The organism is Streptomyces anulatus (genome assembly GCF_014650675.1).
Lineage (GTDB): Bacteria > Actinomycetota > Actinomycetes > Streptomycetales > Streptomycetaceae > Streptomyces > Streptomyces anulatus.
In genome coordinates this window covers 26,435-45,044 of record NZ_BMVK01000019.1, presented here as the reverse complement: position 1 = coordinate 45,044, position 18,610 = coordinate 26,435, and the positions used below count along the sequence as shown (strand labels likewise).

Below are 18,610 nucleotides of genomic sequence, written 5' to 3'. Positions count from 1 at the left end.
GCGGGCACCCATGCCCCACCCGGTGCCCGCTCCACGTTCCCCTCCCCGGCACCATCCCTGCTCTCCGAGGGACACGCTTATTCACCCCAATGGACGGGCGCTCGGAGTGAACACCGGGGGCGCGGGGGGCGCTTTCCCCGTCCCCGGGCTTCGGGAGATCATCGGCGGCCTAACGTCGCACCATGGGCAGTGGGGACCGGTCGAAGCTGGTAAGAATCTGTGATCAGGCCGGCCGGCCGCGAGGGACCGGATTCGTCGCGGACGACCGAGGCACGGTCGTCACCGCCCATCAGGCCGTGACCTCCCCGGGCCCGCTCCTCCTCCACGGCACCGACGGACGCTCCTGCACCGTCGCCCCCGACGACATCACCGCGCTGCCCGCCCTCGGCCTCGCCCTCCTGCGCACCGACGGCCCCGACGCCCTCGACGCGGAACCCCTGCCCATCGCCGGACACGACCGCACCGAGCCCGGCGGCTACGTGGACATCGCCGCCCACGGGCGGCGCGAGGCCCGGGTGCTCGGCACCACCCCCGCCACCTACACCGCACCGGACGGCGTCGGCCACCCGGTCCCCGCCGCCCTGGAGCTGGCCCTCGGCACCGACGGCCGCGACGCGCTGCGCTCCGGCGGCGCGGCCATCGGCGGGCCCGTCACCGACCCGGTCACCGGCGCGGTCGTCGGGATCCTCTGCACCGCCCTCACCGCCCCGCACGAGGCGGCCGGCCTCGCGCTCCCGATCGGCCGGGGCGCGGACGGGACGCTGGACGCCCTGCTGCGCCGCAACGCCACCGCCGCCCCCGCCTACGGCCCCGATCTCAACCTGGCCGGGGCCCTCCAGCTCACCGCCACCTCCGTCGGCTCGGCGGACGGCCCGCGAGCCCGCACCGCCCCCGTCGAGCGCGCCGACGTCCACGCCGAGTTCGCCGCCTTCGCCGCCGGCACGGGGCTGGTCCTCGGCCTCGTCGGAGCGCCCGGCACCGGCCGCACCACCGAGCTGGCCGCCCTCGCCGACCGCCGCGCCGACGGCGGCGCGCCCGCCCCCACGCTCTGGCTGCGCGGCGCGGACCTGCTGGCCGAGGACACCTCGATCGCGGAGGCCGCGAGCCGCACGCTCACCCGCGCCGCCCGGATCGTCACCGCCGCGGGCGCCCGCGGCGACATGAGCACGGCCACCCCGGAGCGCGTCGCCCGGCTCGCCGCCGACGCGGGGCAACCGCTCCTGGTGGTCCTCGACGGCCCCGAGGAGATGCCGCCGCTGCTGGCCCACCGGCTCGCCGACTGGACCGCCGGCACCGTCGCCTGGCTGCGCGAGCAGGGCGTCCGGCTCGTCGTGGCCTGCCGCCCCGAACACTGGGAGACCGCGGGCGTCCTCTACCCGCCGGACGCCCTGCACCGCCCGCACCGCGCCGCCCGCCGACTGCCGGCCGCCCTGCGCCTGGGCGACCTCACCCCCGAGCAGGCCGAGCGGGCCAAGGAGGCCTACGGCATCCCGCCCGCCGCCCTCGCCCCCGGCCACGACCGGCACCCGCTCACCCTGCGGCTCCTCGCCGAGGTCCGCGCCGCGCTGCCGCCCGGTGTGCCGGGCCGCCCCGACACCGAGGACGTCTTCGGCGCCCACCTCGACCTGCTGTGCGTGCGCGTCGCGGTCCGGATCGCGGCCGCCGCCGACGAACAGCCCCGCGGCGCCGCCGTGCGCCGCCTCGCCGCCGGGGTGGCGGGCCAGGTCCACGAGGCGGCCCGCCGCTGCCTGGGTCCGGGCCAGGGTGAGCTGGACCGGACGGCGTTCGAGGAGATCTTCCCCTGGCGCACCGGCTGGGCCTCCGCCGTCCTCACCGAAGGCCTCCTCGTCCCCGCCGGGGCGGGCTACCGCTTCGCCCACGAGGAGCTCGGCGACTGGGTGCAGGGCGCCCACCTCGACCTCGACGCGGCCCTGCGCTCCCTGGTGCACCGCTGGCACCGGGGGAGCGGCGGCCCGGACCGGGTGTCGCACCCCCGCACCGTCGGCGAACCCCGCAGCCTGCCCGTGCCCCGGCACCGCATCGGACCGGTGATCCAGGCGATGGTGCTCCTCGGCCGCCGCCAGGGCACGGCCGCGCTCGCGCACCGGATGGCCGACCTGATCGAGGCGCTGGACCGGTTGTGGACCGACGAGGGCCCGCGCGACGAGGACGCCGCCTGGTGGGCGGCCCACCTCCTGGGCGGCAGCCTGCTGCGGGTGCCCGACGCCCGCCCGTACCTCGGCGTCCTGCGGGTCCTCGCCGGGCGCATCACCCGCCGCTCCGCCGCCCCCGACGGACCCGGGGACCTCGGGGCGTACGGGGAGTTCGGGCCCTGGTTCTGGCGGCGGCTGCGGCTGCCCGAGGAGGACCGGATCGACCTGCTCCGCCGCCTCGTGCCCGCCGACGGGCTGCCCCGCACCGACGGCGACGAACGCTATCTGGACGCGGTCGCCCGCCGCCTCGCCCTGGACGCCCCGACCGTGCAGCCGCTGCTGTGCCGCTGGTTCACCGACGAACGCCCGCTGCTCGTGGGCCCCGACGCCCCGGACGTCCCGCTGCGCCCCACGGTCGCCGCCGCCGCGCAGGCCCTGCTGTACGCCCGCCGCGACCTCGCCCTCGACGACCTGACCGACGCGCTGATCGCCACCCCGCACCAGCGCGCCGGGGAACTGCTCCTCGCCCTCGCCGAGGACGAGCCCACCGTGCTCTGCCGGGCCGTGGAGCGCTGGGCCCGCGACGAGGACCGCCCGGCCCGTCGCTCCGCCGCCGCCCGCTACGCCGGACTCCTCCAGCAGCGGGTCACCGCCGAGGGCGACCGGGCGCTGCTGCGCTCCGCCGCTCTCCTGCTGCTGGACCGCCCCGAGGACGGCGCCCTGCACGCCGCCGCCCTCACCCTCCTCGTCCGCGACCCGGTGGCCAGGAGAAGCCACCTGCCCGGGGCCCTGCGCGCGTTCGCCGCCGGAGACCCCCGGCTGCCCGTCGAGCTGCTCGCCGAGGTGTTCCCGGCCCACCCGGAGCCGGTCCTCGCCGCCCTCCGCGCCCGGCTCGCCCGCCCCGGGGACGGCGGGGGAGCGGTGCTGCGGGCGCTGGCCGGACTCGACACGCCCGCGCTCGCGCTGCACGTCGCCGGTCTCGTACGGGAGTACATCGACGCCCACCCCGAGGACGGCACGCACGCCGCCGAGTACGTCGACCTCCGCCTGGAGCACGGCCCCGCCGCCCGGGCACTCCTCCTGCCCCTGGTGACCGGGCTGCTGCGGGACCGCCCCGCACCGCCGCCGGTGCGCGCCGCGCTCGCCCGGGTCCTCGCCGGGGCCGGGAGCGCCGCGTCCCGGCCGCTGCGGGCGGAGCTGCTGGAGGTCCTGCTGGAGTTCGAGCAGGTCACCGGCCGGGACCCGGACGTCCTGGAGGCGCTGCTGCGGGCCGCCGCCGAGGGCTCGGAACGCCGCCCGGAGATCCGTACGCGCGCACTCGTCCACCGCACCGGGATGCTGTTGGTCCGCACCCCCGAAGGCGCCGCCCGGTTCGACCGGGGCCTGGTCGAACTCGCCCGCGACGTGCCCGGATTCGCCGCCCTCGTCACCCGCTGGCTGGCCGACGCCCCCCAGGAGTGGGCGGCGGTCGTGGGCCCGAGCGCCCGGCGCACGGTCGAGGCGTTGGAGACATCACGTCCGCCGATGCCGATGCCGATGCAGGCGGCGGGACGTGAGCATGGCAGTCTTAGACCTGCGTAATCGACATACACACGTACACAGGTTCGGGCGAGGAGCGGTCACAGTGCAGCGCTGGCGTGGCTTGGAGGACATCCCCCAGGACTGGGGGCGCAGCGTCGTCACCATCGGCTCCTACGACGGCGTGCACCGCGGACACCAGCTGATCATCGGCCGGGCCGTCGAGCGCGCCCGTGAGCTGGGCGTTCCGTCCGTCGTCGTCACGTTCGACCCGCACCCCAGCGAGGTCGTCCGCCCCGGCAGCCACCCGCCGCTGCTGTCCCCGCACCACCGCCGCGCCGAACTGATGGCGGAGCTGGGCGTGGACGCCCTGCTGATCCTGCCGTTCACCGCCGAGTTCTCCAAGCTGTCGCCCGCCGACTTCATCGCGAAGGTCCTCGTCGACCGGCTGCACGCCAAGGCCGTCATCGAGGGCCCCAACTTCCGCTTCGGCCACAAGGCGGCGGGCAACGTCGCGCTCCTGACCGAGCTGGGCGCCGCCTACGACTACACCGTCGAGGTCATCGACCTGTACGTCACCGGTGAGGCGGGCGGCGGGCAGCCGTTCTCCTCCACGCTCACCCGCAGGCTGATCGCCGAGGGCGATGTCGCCGGGGCCGCCGAGATCCTCGGCCGCCCGCACCGGGTCGAGGGCATCGTGGTGCGCGGCGCGCAGCGCGGCCGGGAGCTGGGCTTCCCGACGGCCAACGTCGAGACCCTGCCGCACACCGCGATCCCCGCCGACGGCGTCTACGCCGGCTGGCTGGAGGTGGCCGGCGAGTCGATGCCCGCGGCGATCTCCGTGGGGACGAACCCGCAGTTCGACGCCGTCGACCGGACCGTCGAGGCATACGCCATCGACCGCGTCGACCTGGACCTGTACGGGCTGCACGTGGCCGTCGACTTCCTCGCGTACGTCCGCGGCATGCTGAAGTTCGACTCGATCGACGACCTTCTGGTCGCCATGGCCGCCGATGTGAAGCGCTCCAGCGAGCTGACCGCGGCGTACGACCGAACCCACTGACGCTGGGGCCTGTCGTCACATTCCCGCCGTGCGGTCCGCCCGGCGACGGCGGATGCTGACAGGGTGCGCGACATCCTGCCCGACCTCCGTGCCCGGTGCTCCGACGGCATCCCCTTCGCCCTGGCGACCGTCGTCGCCGTGCACGGCAGCGCGCCCCGCGACCCCGGCGCCGTGCTGGCCGTGGACGCGGCGGGGACCGTGGTCGGCAGCGTCTCCGGGGGCTGTGTCGAGGGCGATGTGTACGAGGTCGCCCGCGAGGTGCTCGCCGGGGCGGGGCCGCGCGTGGTGTCGTACGGGATCAGCGACGACGAGGCGTTCGGCGTCGGGCTGACCTGCGGCGGCACGATCGAGATCCTGGTGCGTGCCTACGCGACCGCCGCCGAACGCGAGGATCTCGCGGCCGTGCTGGACCTGATCGCCGCCGATCTGCCGGTGGCCGAGGCCACGGTCCTGTCCGGCGCGGCGGAGACCGGGGCCCGCCTGGTCGTCCGGCCCGCCCTTGCTGCCGACAGCCGCGACATCCCCGGCATCCACGACATCCCCGGCACGTTCGGAACTCTCGGTTCCGAAGGGCTGGACGCCGCCGTCTCCGACGACGCCCGGGGGCTGCTGGCCCAGGGGCACACCGGGATCCAGTGGTACGGGGCGCACGGCCAGCGCCGGATGCAGGAGGTCGCCGTCTTCGTCCGGACGTACGCCCCGCCGCCCCGCATGCTCGTCTTCGGCGCGATCGACCACGCGGCGGCCACCGCCCGCATCGGCTCGTTCCTCGGCTACCGGGTCACGGTCTGCGACGCCCGCCCCGCCTTCGCCACCCGGGAGCGCTTCCCCACGGCGGACGAGGTCGTCCGCGCCTGGCCGCACGCCTACCTGGAGTCCACCGAGGTCGACGCCCGCACCGTGATCTGCGTGCTCACCCACGACCCCAAGTTCGACGTGCCCCTGCTCGCCGCGGCCCTGCGCACGCCCGCCGCGTACATCGGGGTGATGGGCAGCCGCCGCACCCACCGCGACCGGCTGGCCCGGCTGCGTGCGGCCGGGGTGGACGAGGCGCACCTCGCGCGCCTCGCCTCGCCGGTGGGCCTCGACCTCGGAGCCCGTACGCCGGAGGAGACGGCCGTCTCCATCGCCGCCGAGATCATCCAGCACCGCTGGGGCGGCACGGGCCGGCCGCTCGGCGAACTGTCGGGGGCGATCCACCACCCCGGCGGGCCGACCGGCACGCGGTGATCAGGGCACCGCCTTCGCCCCGTCCTGAACCGCCTCCCCGGGTACGGCGCGCTCCCGGGAGCGGTCCATGGCCCGCCACTCCGGCCGCAGCCCGGCCAGGGTCGTGGTGAGGAAGTACGCGGCCCCGCAGACGAGCAGCACCGGAGTCAGTCCGGCGGCCGTCACCGCCGCCCCGGCGAGCAGCCCACCGAGCGGGATGCCGGACCAGGCCAGCGAGTCCCCGAGGGCGTTGACCCGGCCCAGCATCCGGCGCGGCACCCGTTCGACGAAGACGGCCCCCAGTACGGGGTTGATGAACCCGGCTCCGAAGCCGCTGACGGCGAAGACGGCCAGCACCACGCCCAAGGGGGCGTCCACCGCGAGGACCAGGAACCTCGGGGCCCCGGCCAGCAGGAACCCGACGAGGAACACCGCCCTGCGGGGCAGCCGGTGGGCGGCCATGGCGGCGATGAGGCTTCCACAGACCGCGGCGGCCCCCATCGCCGTGCTGACCAGGCCGATGGCCGCCGGACCGTTGCCGGACCCTCCGGCCCACACGGGGATCATCAGGGTGGTCAGCGCCGCGTCCAGCAGGTTGGTGATCCCGACCACGACGATGACGGCGAGCAGCAACGGATCGCCGCGCAGGAAGGTGAAGCCCTCGACGAACCGCCGCCAGTAGCCCGGCTCCTGGGCGTCGGCAGGTGCTGAGGGGGCCATGGCCGGACGCCCCGTGCCGCGCGGCAGCGCGACCGCGACGATCACCGAACCGAGGACGAAGCAGCCCGCGTTGACGACCAGGCCCGTCATGGGGCCGAGCAGCGCCACCAGGGCGCCGCCCGCCGCCGGGCCGATGGTGGAGGCGAGCCGCTCGATCACGCCGGACAGGCCCATGGCCCGCTCCAGGGGTGTTCCGGCGCGCTCGGCGGCCTCCGGGACCATGACCTCCTTCGCCAGGTCGCCCGGACCGCGAGCGGACCCGATCACCGCGACCAGGCCCAGCAGAACAGGGAAGGACAGCAGGTCCAGGGTGTGCAGCAGCGGGATCGCCGCGGCGGCGGCCGCGCTCACCAGGTCCGTGCTCCAGGAGACGGTCCGTGGGCCCGTGCGGTCCACCAGCGGGCCGGACAACGCCTTGACCAGGACGTAGGGGGCCATCTCGCAGAAGGCGACCAGCCCGGTCCGCGTAGCACTGCCCGTGGTGACGAGGACGAACCAGGGGAGGGCGATCAGGGAGATCCGGGTGCCGGTCACGGAAGCGGCGATGGCCGCCAGCACCCCGGCCAGCGGCCGTAAGGACCGATCGGCGGGTATGACCCCGGTGCCGCCCGGGTCCCCGGGGCTCACGGTGCCTCCGCTTCCGGGGCGGGCGTGTTCAGCTCGGGCAGGAAGTGGGTGATGACGCCGACGCGCTCCGCGCCCGCCGGGGCGGTCGCCGCGTTCTCCGGGGTGTCCCGCCGGTAGCGGCCGATGACGCCCCACAACTCCTGATAGAGCGCGGTCGCTTCCTCGGGGGTGAGCCGCAGGACCCAGTCGCTCAGGTCGAACCGCTCCCGCCAGACGCGGGGCATCGTCTGCAGATCGTTCAGCGTCTGCTGGGTGCGCAGGGCGTAGATGGAGGCGACGGACTGCTGGTAGGCGAGGGCGGCCTCGGGTTCCCGCTCGGCCAGTTCCGGGTCGTTGAACCAGGTGGTCCGGTGCACCGAACGCCACCAGCGCTCGCGGGCGTTGCCGCGCTCCGTGTCCTCCTCGACGAAGCCGGCCGCGCCGAGCTGACGCAGGTGGTAGCTGGCCGTTCCGGAGTTCACCCCCAGCCGCTCCGCGAGACGGGTGGCTGTGGACGGGCCGTGCTTTCGCAGCAGCCCGACCAGCTGTACGCGGACCGGATGCGCCATGGCGCGCAGCCCCTTGGCGTCCAGGACGACCGATCCCTCATCCGGGGACGGGTCGTCGGACGGGCGCGGAGTGTCGTCTGTCATACGGCAGACTCTAGATCGCAAAGAGTCCTTCGCAAAGACTTCTTCGCGAAGAACTCTTTGCGGTCTGTCGCGGCGGGGTGCCGACGCCTGCCGACCGATGAGTTCCGCAGGGCGCGGCGGTCACCACCTGCGGGACCGCCGACAGGCGCGCGTCCGTACCGAAGGAGACGCCGTGGCCAAGCTCGTCTACTCCATGATCACCTCGCTCGACGGCTACGCGGAGGCGGCGGAGGGCGGCCTCGGCACCGGGGCCGAGGACCCGGAGGTGCACACCTTCGTCGGCGACCTCTTCCGCCCCGTGGGCACGTACCTCTACGGCCGGCGGATGTACGAGACGATGGTCTACTGGGAGACCGCGCACACCGAGCCCGGCCAGCCGCCGCACATCCTGCAGTACGCCCGCGACTGGCAGGCCGCGGAGAAGGTCGTGTACTCCACGACGCTCGACGAGGTGTCCAGCGCGAAGACCAGGATCGAGCGGACCTTCGACCCGGACGCGGTGCGCCAGCTCAAGGCCGAGTCCGACCACGACCTCACCGTCGACGGCCCGAACCTCGCGGCCCAGGCCATCGCGGCCGGTCTGGTCGACGAATACCACCTCTTCATCACCACGAGCGTGGTCGGCGGCGGCAAGCGGTTCTTCCCCGACGGCGTGCGCCTCGACCTCGAACTGGTCGAGGAGCACGCCTTCGCCAGTGGACTGGTCTACGCCCGCTACCGGACCCGCTGAACAGCACCGCCCTCAGGCGGGCACGCCCCGGTCCTCCCCGCCGCACGCCGCCGCCCAGTGGCACGCCACCTGGGTGTCCCCGCCGCCGCTCAGCACCGGCAGATCCACCGTGCGGCACGCCTCCGCCACGCCCGCCCGCTCCGCCTCGCCCGAGGCCAGGACCTGGCAGCGGACGTGGAACCGGCAGCCGGAGGGCACGTTCGAGGGGTCCGGCGGCTCCCCGGCCAGCACGACCGGTTCGCCCTCCGCCTCCGGGAGCACGGACAACAGGGCCCGCGTGTACGGATGCCGAGGGGCCGTCAGCAGCTGCTCGACCGGGCCCGTCTCGACGATCCGGCCCAGATACATCACCGCCACCCGGTCCGCGATGTTCCAGGCGAGCCCGAGGTCGTGGGTGACCACCAGCGCCGAGAGCCCCAGTTCGTCCCGCAGGCGCAGCAGCAGCGCCAGGATCTCGCCCCGTACCGACGCGTCCAGCGACGCCACCGGCTCGTCGGCCACGATCAGCTCCGGCTCCAGCACCAGAGCCCCGGCGATCACCACCCGCTGGCGCTGACCGCCCGACAGCTCGTGCGGGAAGCGCAGGAAGAACCGCTCCGGCGGTCGTAGCCCGGCCCGGGAGAGGGCCTCCGAGACGGCCGCCCGCTCGTCGCCCGCGTACCCGTGGATGCGCAGCCCCTCGGCCACCGCGTCGTACACCGTGTGCCGGGGGTTCAGCGAACCGCTCGGGTCCTGGAGGACCAGCTGCACGCGCTTGCGGTACGCCTTCAGCGCCCGGCCCGTGTAGTCGAGCGGTGCGCCGCCGAAGGTGACCCGCCCCGAGGTGGGCGGGACCAGGCCGAGCAGGGACCGGGCGAGCGTCGTCTTGCCGCAGCCGGACTCGCCGACCAGCGCGACGATCTCGCCGGGCCGGATGTCGAGATCGACGCCGTCGACGGCGCGGGCGGTGGCGGCCCCGCGCCGGCCGGGAAAGGCGACCTTCAGCGTCTCGGCGCTGAGCAGGGGAGCTGCGCCGACCGGAGCGGTGCCGGCCGGAGGAGCGGCGTCGACCGGAGGGGTGGTGCTCATGTCGTGCTCCTCGTGTCGTCGGCCCCGGCGGGGACGGGCGCGTCCACCAGGACGCAGGCCGCCCGGCGCTCGGCCCCGGCGTCCCGCAGCTCCTGGTCCTCGGTGGCGCAGGAGTCGAGCGCCACCGGGCAGCGCGGATGGAAGGTGCAGCCGCCCGGCAGCGCCGAGGGGTCCGGCGGGTCGCCCGGCAGGCCGCGCGGGGCGTGCCGGGAGGAGAGGTCCCCGATCCTCGGGAACGCGGCGGAGAGCGCCCTGCCGTACGGGTGACGGGCGTCCGCGTACACCTGCCGGGCCGGGCCCTCCTCGACGACCCGGCCCGCGTACATCACCGAGAGCCGGTCACAGGTGTCGGCGAGCACCGCGAGGTCGTGGCTGATCATGATCAGCCCGACGCCCTGGTCCGCGACGAGCGCCTCGATCAGCCGCAGGATCTGCGCCTGGATCATCACATCGAGGGCGGTGGTCGGCTCGTCCGCGACGATCAGCCGAGGATCGCAGGCCAGCGCCATGGCGATCATCACGCGCTGCCGCTGACCGCCGGACAGCTCGTGCGGGTAGGCCTGGGCACGGGCGGCGGGCAGCCCCACCTGCTCCAGCAGCTCACCGGCCCGCCTGCGGGCGGCGGCCGGGGTGGACTTGCTGTGCAGCAGGATCGGCTCGGCGATCTGGTCCCCGACCCGGTGCACGGCGTTCAGCGAGTGCATCGCGCCCTGGAAGACGATCGACGCGCCCGCCCAGCGGACGGCCCGCAGCCGCCCCCACTTCATGGTCAGGACGTCCTCGCCGTCGAGAAGGATCTCGCCGGACAGCGTGGCCGTCGCCGGCAGCAGCCGCAGCAGCGCGAGGGCCAGCGTCGACTTCCCGCAGCCGGACTCCCCGGCGATGCCGAGCTTCTGCCCGGCCTCGACCCGCAGATCGACACCCCGTACGGCGGGGACGGCGTCGGCCCCGCCCCCGTAGGTGACCGTCAGGTTCCGCACCTCCAGGAGCGGCGGATCGCCGACCGGCTTCGACAGGCCGGGAGAGCCGGACGGGTCCGGGTTCGGCGTGGTGGTCGTGGTCGTGGCGGTCAACGGGACACCCCCAGCTTGGGGTTGAGCACGGACTCGATGGCGCGGCCGCACAGCGTGAAGGCGAGGGCGACCACGGCGATGGCGAGTCCGGGCGGAGCGAGGTACCACCAGTTGCCGGAGCTGACCGCGCCGGCCTCGCGGGCGTCCTGGAGCAGACCGCCCCAGGAGACGATCGTGGGATCGCTGAGGCCGAGGAAGGCGAGGGTCGCCTCGGTGAGGATGGCGGTGGAGATCACGAGTGTGGTCTGGGCCAGCACCAGGGGCATCACATTGGGCAGCACATGGCGGGACATGATGTGGCGGTGTCCGCCGCCGAGCGCCCGGGAGCGCTCGATGTACGGGCGGGACTCGACCGACAGCGTCTGGGCGCGGACCAGACGTGCGGTCGTCGGCCAGGTCGTCACGCCGATCGCCAGGATCGTCGTCCAGACCGACCGGGAGAGAACGGTCGCCAGGGCGATGGCCAGCACCAGGGTCGGCATCACCAGGAACCAGTCGGTGATCCGCATGACGACGGTGGCGTACCAGCCCTTGAAGTGGCCCGCGGTGATCCCGATCAGGGTGCCGATCGCCACGGACAGGAAGGCGGCGAGCAGGCCGACCGTCAGCGAGACCCGGGTGCCCCAGAGCATCAGGGCCAGCAGGCTGCGGCCGAACTGGTCGGTCCCGAGCGGGAATTCACCGCTCGGGGCCTCCATCGGGCCGCCCGGGGCACTGGTCACGCTCTGCGAGTCGGCCCCCACCAGCAGCGGGGCGGTCAGCGCGAGCAGGGCGATCACCGCGAGCACGGCCAGACCGACGAGCCCGGCGCGGTGCGTGCGGTACTGCCGCCAGAAGCGGGCCACCGCCTGCCGCCGCCGGGCCCGGGTGAGGGCGCGCGGGCTCTGCACCGGAACCACCTTCTCCGGCTGCCCGGAGGGCTTCCGGGCGTCCGGCTCCAGCGGCTCGGGCTTCTGCATCGACGTCGTCATCGGCCCACCCGGGGATCGAGCAGCGGATAGATCACATCGGCCAGCGTGTTCATCAGGATCACCGCGGCGGCGAACACGAAGAACAGCGCCTGCACCAACGGCAGGTCGGGCACGCTCAGCGCCTGGTAGAAGAGGCCGCCGAGCCCCGGCCAGGAGAACACGGTCTCCACCAGGATCGCCCCGGCGACCGTCGTGCCGAGGTTCACGAAGAGCAGCGTCACGGTCGGCAGCATCGCGTTCGGCACGGCGTGCTTCCGGCGTACGAGATCGTCGCGCAGCCCCTTGGCGCGGGCGGTCGTCAGATAGTCGCTGCCCATCTCGTCCAGCAGCGAGGAGCGCATCACCAGCAGGGTGCGCGCGTACTCCACGGCGACGAGCGTGACGACGGGCAGCACCATGTGGTGGGCGATGTCCAGCACCCGGTCGAAGCCCTCGGTGTCGCCGGACTCCATGCCGCCGGTCGGGAAGAGCCCGGGGATCGGGCCGATGCCCACCGACAGGGTGATGATGAGGAGCAGGCCGAGCCAGAACGAGGGCACCGAGTACAGCGTCAGCGCGAACGCCGTGTTGGCGCGGTCCCCGGCGCTGCCGTTGCGCCACGCGGAGCGCGCGCCCAGCCAGATGCCGAGCAGCGTGTAGATCACGAAGGCGGTGCCGGTCAGCAGCAGGGTGGCGGGCAGCGCCTCGGCGATCTTGTCGACGACCGGGGCGCGGAACTGGTACGACGTACCGAAGTCGCCGGTCAGCGCCTTGCCGCAGTACTGGGTGAACTGCTCCCACAGCGGCAGGTCCAGGCCGAACTCGCGGCGCATCGCCGCGATCTGCTCGGTCGACACCTGACGGCCGCCGGTCATCTGCTTGACCGGGTCGCCGGGGATCAGCCGGAAGAGGAAGAAGCTGGTGACGAGGACGGCGAAGAGGGAGACGGCCGCCCCGGCGAGCTTGCCCGCCGCGTAGCGGGCGTAGGCGGCGGTGGAGCGGGAGCGCGGGGAGCGGGCCGACGGCCCGGCCGGAGCCGGGCCGCCGGATTCGGTGCTCTCCACGCCCGCCGCGCCCTTCAGCAGGGCGGGAGTGCTTTCTGAGCTCATGGACTATTCACGGTCTTCCGCGGTGGAGCGGCGACGCATGGCGAACAGGAGTCCGCCACCGGCGAGGACGACGACGGCGATCCCGACCCCGATGAGCACCCCGGTGGAGCTGCCACCGGAGTCGGAGGAACCGGACGAGGAGGCCCCGGCGGCCGGGACCGCCGACCACCAGCTCCAGTAGCCGTCCTGGCCGTAGATGTTGCCCGCGGCCGACGGCATGGTGGTGATGGACTCGATGTGGTCGGTGCGGTAGGCCTCGACGGCATTCGGGTACGCCATGACGTTCATGTACCCGGTGTCGTACAGCCGTGACTCCAGTTGCTTGACCAGATCCGCCCGCTTGGCGGGGTCGTACTCGGCCAGTTGCTTCTTGTAGAGCTCGTCGTACTGCTTGTCGCAGATGAAGTTGTCGGTCGAGGCCGTCTCCTTCGCCTTCGCCGGCAGTGCGTCGCAGGTGTGGATCGACAGGACGAAGTCGGGGTCGGGGTTGACGGACCAGCCGTCGAAGGCGAGGTCGTACTCACCGGCGTACCAGGGGTCGGAAACGTTGTCGAGGCAGTCGACCTTCAGCCCGATGCCCTGCTCGCCCCACCACTCCTGGAGGTACTTGCCGATCGCCTTGTCGTTGGGGTCGGTGGCGTGGCAGAGGATGCGGAAGTCGAGCGGCTTGCCGTCCTTGCCGACGCGCTTGCCCGCGCCGTTCTTCTTGTACCCGGCCTCGTCCAGCAGGGATCCGGCCCGCGCCGGGTCGTAGGCGAGCTTCTGGTCCGCCGACGGCTTCCAGAAGTAGTCGCCGAAGCGCGGCGGGATGTAGCCCTCGCCCTCGACGGCGTGGCCCTGGAAGACCTTGTCGATGATGGTCTTGCGGTCGACCGCCATGAACAGCGCGTGCCGCACCTTCTGGTCCAGCAGTGCCGGGTGCCCGTCGCCGAACTTCTGCCCGTCCTTGGTACGGGCGCCGGGGTTGACGGCGAGCGCGAAGAAGCGGCGGCCCGGGGCGTCGTTCACCTTGATGTCCGGAGCGTTCTCCAGCGAGGCGGACTGGGCCGGGGTCAGGCTGGGGCTGCCCGCGACGAAGGACACCTCGCCCTTGCGCAGGGCGGCCACGGCCGCGTCCTGGTCCTTGTAGTAGCGGAAGACCAGTTCGTCGAACTTGGGGGACCCGCGCCAGAAGTCCTTGTTGGCCTTCAGCTTCACATAGCTGTCGACCTTGTAGTCCGTCACGATGAACGGACCGTTCCCCACGATGGGGAACTCCTTGTCGTTGTTGAACTTCGAGAAGTCGCCGACCTTCTCCCAGAGGTGCTTCGGCACGATCGGCACGTCGAGCGCGGCCATCGTGGCCTGCGGCTCCTTCAACGTGATGACCAGCTTGTCCTTGCTGGGGGCGGTCACCTTCTCGAAGTTGCCGACGAAGCTGCCGTTGGAGGTCGCGGCGGCCTCGTCCGTCATCATCTTGTTGAACGTCCAGGCCGCGTCCTCGGCGGTGGCCTGCTGCCCGTCGGACCACTTCGAGTCCGAGCGGATCGTGTACGTCCACGTCAGCTTGTCCGCGGAGGGCTCCCACGCGGTGGCGAGGCCCGGGATCGCCTTGTTGTCCTTGGGGTCGTAGTTGGTGAGGAAGTCGTACATCAGCCGCAGGACGCTCGTGCTGAGCAGCCGCTGCGCAAGGAACGGGCTGAGCGAGTCGACGCTCTGCGCGACGGCGACCGTGAGCGTCGTCTTCCCGTCGTCCGCGCGCGCCTCGGAGGGGGCGGGCGCGAGCAGGTTTCCGGGTACGACGGATCCGGCGGTGAGTGCCAGGGCGGCCACGCCGGAGGCCAGCAGGAGGCGCAGGCGTCGGCGTGGCCGGGTGGAGTGGTGGGGAACTCTAGTGACCATGGACGGGGACCTCGCGTCATCACTCGCTGAAGAAGGCGGGTAGATCTCTGGTTCGCCAGTTGGTGAAGCGAAGGTTTATCAGCGGTGGTCGAGGCTCGTCAACGGTCAGTCAAACAGCGTGTGGGCTGCGGGAATAGCGGAAGGACCCGCACCGCGCGAGCGGTACGGGCCCTTCACTTGCCCTCATTGGTCTCAACCACTTCGGGCCTACTGCTGAGGCGCCGGCGGCGGCTGCGGAGGCGCCTGCTGCCAGCCGGCGGGAGGCACCGGACCCTGCAACTCGGGCTGGCCTGCCGGGTTGGCCTGCCCGCCCTGCTGTTCCGGCTGCGCCTGCGGCGGCGCGCCTGCCCCGGGCGCACCCGGCCCGGCCTGCGGGGGAGGCGCCTGGAGCCACCCGTTCTGCGGTCCGCCGGGAGCCCCCTGCGGGGCGTAGGGGCCGCCCGGCTGACCGGCCGCCTGATATCCCCCGTACGGCGGCTGTCCACCGTAGGGCTGCTGCTGGGCGTACGGCTGCGGCTGTCCCGGCTGTCCCTGCTGCGGCTGCCCGGGGTGCTGCGGCTGCGGTTGCTGCTGCGGGTAGGGCTGGCCGGGCCCGGGCTGCTGCGGTGCGTACGGCTGCTGACCGGGGATCTGCTGACCCGGGATCTGCTGACCGGGAACCTGCTGACCCGCCGCGGGCTGACCGGGGCCGCCCTGCTGTCCCGGCATCGGCTGTCCCGGCATCGGCTGGGCCGCCGGGTAGCCCTGCTGGCCGGGCATGGGCGGGGCGAACTGCGGCGGCGGGTTCTGGCCGTCCCCCGTCCACAGCCCCTGCTGCTGCTGGGCCCGCGCGAAGTCCTCGGCCACCAGCGCCGAGAGGTGGAAGTACGCCTCACGGGTCTTGGGCCGCATCATGTCGAGGTCGACCTCGGCGCCCGCCGCCAGGTGCTCGTCGAACGGCACGACGACGACTCCGCGGCAACGCGTCTCGAAGTGCTGGACGATGTCGTCCACCTTGATCATCTTGCCGGTCTCGCGGACACCGGAGATGACGGTGAGTGAACGCTGCACCAGGTCGGCGTAGCCGTGCGCCGAGAGCCAGTCCAGCGTCGTCGAGGCGCTGGACGCGCCGTCGACCGAGGGCGTCGAGATGATGATCAGCTGGTCGGCGAGGTCGAGCACCCCGCGCATCGCGCTGTAGAGCAGCCCGGTGCCCGAGTCGGTGAGGATGATCGGGTACTGCTTGCCGAGCACCTCGATCGCGCGCCGGTAGTCCTCGTCGTTGAACGTCGTGGAGACCGCGGGGTCCACGTCGTTGGCGATGATCTCCAGACCGGAGGGCGCCTGCGAGGTGAACCGCCGGATGTCCATGTACGAGTTGAGGTACGGGATCGCCTGCACCAGGTCGCGGATGGTCGCCCCGGTCTCGCGGCGCACCCGTCGGCCCAGCGTGCCGGCGTCCGGGTTGGCGTCGATGGCGAGGATCTTGTCCTGCCGCTCGGTGGCCAGCGTCGAGCCCAGCGCGGTCGTCGTGGTGGTCTTGCCGACACCGCCCTTGAGGCTGATGACGGCGATCCGGTAGCAGGACAGCACCGGGGTGCGGATCAGCTCCAGCTTGCGCAGCCGCTCGGCCTCCTCCTTCTTGCCGCCCAGCTTGAACCGGGAGGCGGCGGAGGGGTTACGGCTGCTCTTGGCCTTCTGCTTGCCCCGCACCAGCCGGTCGGAGGAGAGCTCGACGGCCGCCGTGTACCCGAGCGGGGCGCCGGGCACCGACCGCTCGCGCTGGTCGTGCGCGACCGGGGTGGGCCAGGCTCCGCCCGTACGCGGGTCGACAGGCGGCGGCTGCTGCTGCTGCTGCGGCTGGGCCTGGGCGGCCTGGGGCTGCTGTCCGTACGCCTCCGGCTGCTGCGGGGCGACGGGGGCGGGGAGGTTCGGGGTGCCCTGGGCCGGGAAGGGCGCGTGGGGCTGCGGCGCGTGGGGCGCTTGGCCCGGCTGGCCGGGCTGCGGGAAGCCGTAGCCGCCCTGCGGCGGGAAGCCGTACCCGCCCGCGCCCTGGGGGGCCTGGGGGTGTGCCTGGGGCGGCAGCGGGGCGCCGGGGCCGGGCTGACCGGGGAACGGCTGTTGCTGGTGCGGCGGCTGGGCAGCCTGCGGCGCCTGAGGGGGCTGAAACGCCTGAGGTGCCTGCGGCGGCTGGCCGGTCTGCGGGAAGCCGTAGCCGCCCGGCGCCTCGTTCGCCGGTGCGGAACCGGGCCACTGCGCCGCGGGCTGCGGCGCGGAGGGCCCCGGAGCGGCCGGCTGGAAGGCGGGCGGCAGCGGCGGCAGCGCGCCGCCCTGCGCGGGCGGCGACCACGGCACCGGTGCCGAGGCGGCCTGCGGGGCGTCGGCGGCGGGGAGCGCCACGTCCTGGGGCGCGGAGTCCTGGGGACCCGCGTCCTGCGGTGCGATGTCCTGCGTGCCCGCGCCGGCGTTCGGAGGCGTAATGGCGCTGGCGTCGGGCGCGGGTGCGTCGGCGGAGCCCGTGTCCGTACGGGAGACGGCCGCGGAGTCCGTGTCCGCGAGCGAGGGAAGGGCGGCGGCGGCCGGCCCGGAGGGCGTACCGGACGGGGACGCTTCCTCGGGCTCCGTACCGGAGGCGAGGGCGTCGGCCTTCCCGTCGTCCGTCGCCCCGGCACCGGACAGGCCGTCAGCGGCGGACCCGGAACCCGTCCCGTCGGCGGATCCGGCCGAGGCCTCCGCCTCGCGCTCCGCGATCTCCCGCTGGAGCGCGGCGGGCGAGAACCGCATCGTCGCGCCGCTCTCCACATCGCCGCCGCCGAACGGCCCCGCGTCCCCGCTGTCGGCGGCCGGAGCGGTCGGAGCGTCCGGGGCCTGCGGGTACGGAGCCGGAGCGTCCGCGGCCTGCGCGTGCGTCTGCGGAGCGGGAGCGTCCGGAACCTGCGCCTGCGGAGTCGGAGCGTGCGGCGTCTCCGGCACGGCGGGGGAGACCGGAGCCTCCGGAGCCGCGGGGACGGCCGGCTCGGCGGGCGCCGGAGGCTCGGGCGCCCAGTTCGGGTCGAAGCCGCCGGGCGTCGCCGACAGGTCGGGCGCGGACAGAGGCGCCCCGACCGGCGGAGGGGGCGCCAGGTGCGAGCCCGCTCCTCCCGACGAGTCCCCCGCCGCGTTCTGCGTGTACCAGGCGGGAGGGGTGTAGTCGATGGTGAACTCACCCGTCATCTCGGCGGGATCCGCGTCGGACGACTCGTCGACGGGCAGGTCCCATCCGCCGCGGATCTCGTCCCGATCGCCGTTCACTTTGCCTCCTGGTGTGGTCGAGCACCCTTGTGCCGTGGTGGGTGGGGGCGACCGTTCCCGATGTGCCGGTCCGCCCGGCTCTCCCCCTTGCGACGCGCATCACCTGCTCGCAGGTTTCATCTGCCGCGCCCCACCCACCCTAATCGCCATCCGGTGAACTCAGGCAGGGCATGGGGCACGCCGAACCCCGCCCCACGGGCCACGTGTCACACCCCGGTGAACCACGTGCGACGGAAAGGGTGCGACGAGACGGTCAATCCATGCCATACACGTACAGGGCGAAGGGTGGAAGCTCACTCCGGCGGCCACCCTTCGCGGCGCTCCGCGCCCCCACGGGGCCGAACCCGCGTGACGCACGGACCTACGTGAGGTCGAACTCACCGTCGCGAGCACCCAGGACGAACGCCGTCCACTCCGCCTCCGTGTACCGCAGGACGGTGTCCGGGTCCAGCGAGGAGCGCATGGCGACGGCGCCGTCCGGCAGATGTGCGATCTCGACCCGCTCCTCGGCCTCCTCGGTGCCGGGCGCACTGAGCCACGTCACATCCGAGATGTCGAGAGCGTAGAGCTCGTCCTTTTCCTGCTGGGTGCCCATGACGGCGTCCCT

13 protein-coding genes are annotated in these 18,610 nt (G+C 73.8%); 4 read left to right on the top strand and 9 right to left on the bottom strand.

Going from position 1 to position 18,610, the window contains the following annotated elements:
- Positions 1–182: 182 nt before the first annotated feature.
- The 3 genes from IE272_RS32600 to IE272_RS32590 all read left to right on the top strand — a co-directional run bounded on the left by IE272_RS32600 (position 183) and on the right by IE272_RS32590 (position 5,964).
- A complete protein-coding gene (locus tag IE272_RS32600; protein ID WP_190009335.1) occupies positions 183–3,734 on the top strand; it encodes a trypsin-like peptidase domain-containing protein in 3,552 nt (1,183 codons plus the stop codon).
- Between the two features lie 43 nt (positions 3,735–3,777).
- Positions 3,778–4,734 carry a bifunctional riboflavin kinase/FAD synthetase gene (locus IE272_RS32595; RefSeq protein ID WP_073957514.1) on the top strand — a complete coding sequence of 319 codons (957 nt, stop codon included), beginning with the start codon at positions 3,778–3,780 and terminating at the stop codon, positions 4,732–4,734.
- A gap of 63 nt (positions 4,735–4,797) precedes the next feature.
- Positions 4,798–5,964 carry an XdhC family protein gene (locus IE272_RS32590; RefSeq protein WP_190009333.1) on the top strand — a complete coding sequence of 389 codons (1,167 nt, stop codon included), beginning with the start codon at positions 4,798–4,800 and terminating at the stop codon, positions 5,962–5,964.
- On the opposite strand, the gene IE272_RS32585 is transcribed toward IE272_RS32590, so the two are convergent.
- Both IE272_RS32585 and IE272_RS32580 read right to left on the bottom strand, forming a co-directional pair.
- Positions 5,965–7,290, bottom strand: a complete 1,326-nt coding sequence (locus IE272_RS32585) for an MFS transporter (RefSeq protein WP_190009331.1) — start codon at positions 7,288–7,290, stop codon at positions 5,965–5,967.
- Positions 7,287–7,922 carry an ArsR/SmtB family transcription factor gene (locus tag IE272_RS32580; protein WP_050358536.1) on the bottom strand — a complete coding sequence of 212 codons (636 nt, stop codon included), beginning with the start codon at positions 7,920–7,922 and terminating at the stop codon, positions 7,287–7,289. Before IE272_RS32580 ends, IE272_RS32585 begins: the two co-directional genes overlap by 4 nt.
- A gap of 172 nt (positions 7,923–8,094) precedes the next feature.
- Here IE272_RS32580 and IE272_RS32575 point away from each other — a divergent pair, with 172 nt between their 5' ends.
- Positions 8,095–8,652, top strand: a complete 558-nt coding sequence (locus IE272_RS32575) for a dihydrofolate reductase family protein (protein ID WP_190009329.1) — start codon at positions 8,095–8,097, stop codon at positions 8,650–8,652.
- Between the two features lie 12 nt (positions 8,653–8,664).
- Here IE272_RS32575 and IE272_RS32570 read toward each other — a convergent pair whose 3' ends face one another.
- From IE272_RS32570 to IE272_RS32540, 7 genes are all read right to left on the bottom strand, one after another.
- Complete coding sequence (locus IE272_RS32570; protein WP_229897892.1) at positions 8,665–9,720, bottom strand: oligopeptide/dipeptide ABC transporter ATP-binding protein; 1,056 nt, start codon at positions 9,718–9,720, stop codon at positions 8,665–8,667.
- Complete coding sequence (locus IE272_RS32565; protein ID WP_073957511.1) at positions 9,717–10,793, bottom strand: ABC transporter ATP-binding protein; 1,077 nt, start codon at positions 10,791–10,793, stop codon at positions 9,717–9,719. The genes IE272_RS32570 and IE272_RS32565 overlap by 4 nt, the downstream gene beginning before the upstream one ends.
- Positions 10,790–11,764, bottom strand: a complete 975-nt coding sequence (locus IE272_RS32560; protein WP_179893061.1) for an ABC transporter permease — start codon at positions 11,762–11,764, stop codon at positions 10,790–10,792. Before IE272_RS32560 ends, IE272_RS32565 begins: the two co-directional genes overlap by 4 nt.
- Positions 11,761–12,852: an ABC transporter permease gene (locus IE272_RS32555; RefSeq protein ID WP_032792703.1), complete on the bottom strand. Its 1,092-nt coding sequence runs from the start codon at positions 12,850–12,852 to the stop codon at positions 11,761–11,763. Before IE272_RS32555 ends, IE272_RS32560 begins: the two co-directional genes overlap by 4 nt.
- Positions 12,853–12,855: 3 nt before the next feature.
- Positions 12,856–14,733 (bottom strand): ABC transporter substrate-binding protein, encoded by a 1,878-nt coding sequence (locus tag IE272_RS32550; protein ID WP_050358532.1) that lies wholly within the window; start codon positions 14,731–14,733, stop codon positions 12,856–12,858.
- A gap of 207 nt (positions 14,734–14,940) precedes the next feature.
- Positions 14,941–18,003 (bottom strand): SCO5717 family growth-regulating ATPase, encoded by a 3,063-nt coding sequence (locus tag IE272_RS32545; RefSeq protein ID WP_190009327.1) that lies wholly within the window; start codon positions 18,001–18,003, stop codon positions 14,941–14,943.
- A gap of 361 nt (positions 18,004–18,364) precedes the next feature.
- Entirely contained in the window at positions 18,365–18,598 is a 234-nt protein-coding gene (locus IE272_RS32540) for a DUF397 domain-containing protein (protein ID WP_032792700.1), read from the bottom strand.
- Between the last annotated feature and the right edge of the window lie 12 nt (positions 18,599–18,610).